Origin of the sequence: Sediminicola sp. 1XM1-17, assembly GCF_037203765.1 — a bacterium.
Taxonomy (GTDB): Bacteria; Bacteroidota; Bacteroidia; order Flavobacteriales; family Flavobacteriaceae; genus Sediminicola.
In genome coordinates this window covers 1-5,677 of sequence record NZ_JBBCAS010000016.1, presented here as the reverse complement: position 1 = coordinate 5,677, position 5,677 = coordinate 1, and the positions used below count along the sequence as shown (strand labels likewise).

Below are 5,677 nucleotides of genomic sequence, written 5' to 3'. Positions count from 1 at the left end.
GGACCTTTATCCCCAACTTCTCCTTTGTCTCCGGTTAAACCTTTATCACCGGTCTCTCCTTTATCGCCCTGAACACCCTGAATACCTTGGTCTCCCTGCGGACCTTTGTCTCCAACTTCTCCTTGATCTCCAGTAAGACCTTTGTCACCTTGGATACCCTGGTCTCCTTGAGGACCTTGGATGCCCTGGTCTCCCTGTGGACCTTTATCCCCAACTTCTCCTTTGTCTCCGGTTAAACCTTTATCACCGGTCTCTCCTTTATCGCCCTGAACACCTTGGATCCCTTGGTCTCCCTGTGGACCTATATCTCCAGTTAGACCTTTGTCACCCTGAATGCCTTGATCTCCTTGAGGACCTTTGTCGCCAGTTGCTCCTTTGTTTCCTTCAGGACCTTGGATGCCCTGATCTCCCTGAGGACCTTTATCTCCAGTGTCTCCTTTATCTCCGGGCAAACCTTTGTCACCCTGAACACCTTGGATCCCTTGGTCTCCCTGTGGACCTATATCTCCAGTTAGACCTTTGTCACCTTGAATTCCTTGCTCTCCCTGTGGACCTTTGTCTCCAGTTGCTCCTTTATTTCCTTCAGGACCTTGGATGCCCTGATCTCCCTGTGGACCTTTATCTCCAGTTAGACCTTTGTCACCTTGGATTCCCTGGTCTCCCTGTAGTCCCTTGTCCCCGGTTTCTCCTTTATCTCCAGTCAAACCTTTCTTACCCTGAACACCTTGATCTCCCTGAGATCCTTGGTCACCAGTAGCTCCTTTCTCACCTTGGATTCCTTGATCTCCTTGCGGTCCTTTATCGCCTGTGGCTCCTTGGTCTCCGGTTTCTCCTTTATCGCCGGTTTCACCTTTGTCTCCGGTTAATCCTTTCTCACCTTGAATTCCTTGCTCTCCCTGTGGACCTTTGTCTCCAGTAGCGCCTTTATCTCCTTCTGGACCTTGGATGCCCTGGTCTCCCTGTGGACCTTTATCTCCAGTTAGACCTTTGTCACCTTGGATTCCCTGGTCTCCCTGTGGACCTTTATCTCCAGTAGCTCCTTTGTCTCCTTGTAATCCTTTGTCGCCAGTGGCTCCTTTGTTTCCGTCTGGACCTTGGATACCCTGATCTCCCTGAGGACCTTTGTCTCCAGATTCACCTTTATCACCGGTTAAACCTTTATCACCGGACTCTCCTTTATCGCCCTGAACACCCTGAATACCTTGGTCTCCTTGAGGACCTTTATCTCCGGTTTCACCTTTGTCCCCAGTTAATCCTTTGTCTCCAGTAGCACCTTTGTCTCCGGCCAGACCTTTGTCACCTTGGATTCCTTGGTCTCCCTGTGGACCTTTGTCTCCGGTTAATCCTTTCTCACCTTGGATTCCTTGATCTCCTTGTGGTCCTTGGTCACCAGTTTCACCTTTATCTCCAGTTGCTCCTTTGTTTCCTTCGGGTCCTTGGATGCCCTGTTCTCCCTGTGGGCCTTTATCTCCAGTTAGACCTTTGTCACCCTGAACGCCTTGATCTCCCTGAGGTCCCTTGTCTCCAGTTTCACCTTTATCTCCGGTTTCACCTTTGTCACCTTGGATACCTTGGTCTCCCTGTGGACCTATATCTCCAGTTAGACCTTTATCTCCGACTTCTCCTTTGTCTCCGGTTAATCCTTTGTCACCCTGAACACCTTGATCTCCTTGCGGTCCTTTGTCGCCAGTGGCTCCTTTGTCCCCGGTTTCACCTTTATCTCCAGTTAATCCTTTGTCACCTTGGATTCCTTGGTCTCCCTGTAGTCCCTTGTCTCCGGGTAATCCTTGCTCACCTTGGATTCCCTGGTCTCCCTGAGGACCTTTATCTCCGGCCAAACCTTTGTCGCCCTGAACACCTTGATCCCCAGTGGCTCCTTTGTTTCCTTCTGGACCTTGAATCCCTTGATTTCCTTGAGGACCTTTATCTCCAGTGGCTCCTTTGTCCCCGGTTTCACCTTTGTCTCCGGTTTCACCTTTATCGCCAGTGGCTCCTTTCTCACCTTGGATTCCTTGATCTCCTTGTGGTCCTTGGTCCCCTGTAGCTCCTTTGTTTCCTTCTGGTCCTTGGATACCCTGGTCTCCTTGCGGTCCTTGGTCTCCCTGTAGTCCCTTGTCTCCGGGTAATCCTTGCTCACCTTGGATGCCCTGATCTCCCTGTAGTCCCTTGTCCCCGGTTTCTCCTTTATCTCCAGTCAAACCTTTCTCACCCTGAACACCTTGATCTCCCTGAGGTCCTTGGTCACCAGTAGCTCCTTTCTCACCTGGGATTCCTTGATCTCCTTGTGGTCCTTTATCGCCGGTTTCACCTTTGTCTCCGGTTAATCCTTTCTCCCCTTGGATTCCTTGGTCTCCTTGAGGACCTTTGTCTCCAGTAGCGCCTTTATCTCCTTCTGGACCTTGGATGCCCTGGTCTCCCTGTGGACCTTTATCTCCAGTTAGACCTTTGTCACCTTGGATTCCCTGGTCTCCCTGAGGACCTTTGTCCCCGGTTTCTCCTTTATCTCCGACTTCTCCTTTGTCTCCGGTTAATCCTTTCTCACCTTGGATTCCTTGATCTCCCTGTGGTCCTTGGTCACCAGTGGCTCCTTTATTTCCTTCAGGTCCTTGGTCACCAGTAGCACCTTTATCTCCGGCCAGACCTTTGTCACCTTGGATGCCCTGATCTCCCTGTGGACCCTTGTCGCCAGTAGCTCCTTTGTCTCCTTGAGGACCTTTGTCGCCAGTTTCTCCTTTATCTCCATTTAGACCTTTGTCACCCTGAACACCTTGGATTCCTTGATCTCCTTGCGGTCCTTTATCGCCAGTGGCTCCTTGGTCTCCGGTTTCTCCTTTATCGCCGGTTTCACCTTTGTCTCCGGTTAATCCTTTCTCACCTTGGATACCCTGGTCTCCCTGTGGACCTTTATCTCCAGTTAGACCTTTGTCACCTTGGATTCCCTGGTCTCCCTGTAGTCCCTTGTCCCCGGTTTCTCCTTTATCTCCAGTCAAACCTTTCTCACCCTGAACACCTTGATCTCCCTGTGGACCTTGGTCGCCAGTAGCTCCTTTATTTCCTTCAGGTCCTTGGTCACCCTGAACACCTTGGATCCCTTGGTCTCCCTGTAATCCCTTGTCGCCAGTAGCTCCTTTATCTCCTTCTGGACCTTGGATGCCCTGTTTTCCCTGTAGTCCCTTGTCCCCGGTTTCTCCTTTATCGCCTGTTTCACCTTTGTCTCCGGTTAATCCTTTCTCACCTTGGATGCCTTGGTCTCCCTGAGGTCCCTTGTCACCAGTGGCTCCTTTGTTTCCGTCTGGACCTTGGATACCCTGGTCTCCTTGAGGACCTTTGTCACCGGTTTCTCCTTTATCACCTTGTGGTCCCTTATCACCATTGGCGCCTGCTGGACCCTGCTCTCCTTTTGGACCTGTTAAATTGGATGTGGTAAATTTGGTGCCGTCAGAATAATTGAACGTAAATGTGCCGTTTTGATTGTCTACTGTGGAAACAATGCCAACGGCTTCTGATTTTCCTGAAGATGAACATAGATTGTTCCATTTTTTTCCGTCATAGTAATAAATACACTCGGTATCCGTATTGAATACCAAAGCTCCCTTTAGCGGAACAATTGCCTGCATTTGAGGGGTAGAAACTCTGGTGAGTACAAATGCCTTGGTGGTACTTTCCATTTCCAAAATGGAAGCGGCATCAATATTATTTGGATTTGCTCCAATTTTTACCTGGGCGGAAGTATAACAAGATCCTAGGATGAAAAATAGGAAAAGTATTTTTTTAAAGTCCATTTAGTACTAAAATTTGGGCATGCGTGGTTATTGCACATAAAATTAGGCCAAGGACTTCTCATAAGTAACTAAATGTTGTGTACCTATAGGTATTTGTGGTGAAAATGGTAACGGGAAAAATTCAGCCAAGAAATGGGCCGTTCAACGACTAAGGGGCTCGTGGGAAATTACCGACGCAGGTATAAAAAACCCTGATATTCAGTTCCTAAATCATCCAAAGTGACCAGGTAAAAATACACTCCGGCGGGTAGTCCATTTTTCTCTCCAACAACGACATTTCCTGTGTTGGAATAACCTCTAAATTCATTCGTGTAATTTACCTTATCAAATACTTTTAGGCCAAAACGATCGAATATCCGTACGTGGTTGTTGGGCGATTGTTCCAGTTCAGGAATCACCAAAGCATCGTTGAGTCCGTCATTGTTGGGAGTAAGGTAATAGTTGTCAAGCGATACTACCTCAGTAGGAATGGCCAAGCTTGCCAAGGTGATGGCAGCATAATCATCCGGTACAAATACTTCAGAGGACACAAAGCCATCTGTAAGATCGCCCCCTTGCGCAACACTGCCCAAATCAACCCATTGGTTACCAACTTTGGACCATCCCGCAATTCCCACCTTATATGCGGCATCCGTAAGTCTTGAGATATTGCTGTTTTGGTTCCAGCTGATGGTTATGGTGGAAGGGACATTTCCTGTTAAATGCCAAAATTCCGTGGTACTGACCACATCAACATCCCTTGTTTTTCTGGAAGTATTAAAACTGGTGGCAAAAGTTGTTGGGTTATTGGGATCCTCAAAGAAATAGGCGCATTTTGACAAGGTGTTGACAGCTTCAGAATTCAGGATCAGAGGTCTTATTTGTTGGGCATTGCCCACTGGAAAACTAAAAAATTGTTTGTCGGTAATCGCGGCATAGCCATCAACCTTTGTGATATCTGAAACGCTGAAATAGTCCCCATTTTGAAGGAAGTTGAGGTAAATATCCAGCAGATTGCGTGGTGTGATTACATCGCCACCAACAAAGTTGGCATCATTGGTCAGCGCCATGGATGTGTTGAGATACACCCCATTGTCATTAAAAAATTCGATATCATAAAAAATGGGCATAAAGGCCCCGGAAACTGTGATTGCATTGTTCCCATAAAACCCAGCCAAACCTACATTTTGGTCAAAAGAGGCATCATTGATGAGGTTGGTATGGAAACCAATCTGTCCCTCTTCATGGATCCGGATATTCCCGCTATTGTACAAGGCGGTCTGGGCTTGGAGTCCAAGGCTGAGAATAAGGAATGATATGAAAAAAAGGTTTCTCATAGATTAAAAATCTAATACAGTAAAATAGAAAATTCTATCCACATAACCGCCGGATTGAGTGATATTTATATCGAAAGTTGTTGTTGTCTGATTACTCACAAAAATATCCACGTTCTCAGTTCCGGACCCAAAATGCGTTAGTTGTATAGGATAAATGGTAGAAGTTCTTGAATTACCTGCTGAAAAAGTTAATCGATATTGTCCAGCTGCAATTCTTGTTACAAGTGAAACACCTACAGCTGCACCGCCTACTGGGGAAAAAGTAATATAACCATAAGCTTTAATCGGATTAGATGCTGTTATTGCATTGTCCACATAATCCTTGTTGGCAGCATCGGTGCCAGCAATAGGTGCTCCAATATTTTGGATCACTATGCCTCCAGCGTTGTTACCATCCGTAAGGACTTCATTAATGTTTTGGATTTCATTGGCAGGGTCCGCATCGGCATCGTTTAGCGATGTAAGTATTGAACCGCCATCAGTTCCAATGTTAATTATATTTCCCGCATCCCCACTGACGATGGTCTGGTTGGAAGCGGTGATCTCATTGTCCACATAGGTCTTCACGGCATTCTGCGT

General features: G+C 47.3%; 3 protein-coding genes. All 3 read right to left on the bottom strand.

The genetic code is table 11. The features are described from left to right. The coding region (locus tag WAA86_RS15285; RefSeq protein WP_337301894.1) for a hypothetical protein at window positions 1–3,782 on the bottom strand (3,782 nt) is incomplete at its 3' end. A 167-nt stretch (window positions 3,783–3,949) separates the two neighbouring features. Further along, window positions 3,950–5,098 (bottom strand): gliding motility-associated C-terminal domain-containing protein, encoded by a 1,149-nt coding sequence (locus WAA86_RS15280; RefSeq protein ID WP_337301893.1) that lies wholly within the window; start codon window positions 5,096–5,098, stop codon window positions 3,950–3,952. Window positions 5,099–5,101: 3 nt separating this feature from the next. Further along, window positions 5,102–5,677, bottom strand: a 576-nt coding sequence (locus tag WAA86_RS15275; protein WP_337301892.1) for a hypothetical protein, incomplete at its 5' end; no start/stop codon positions are given.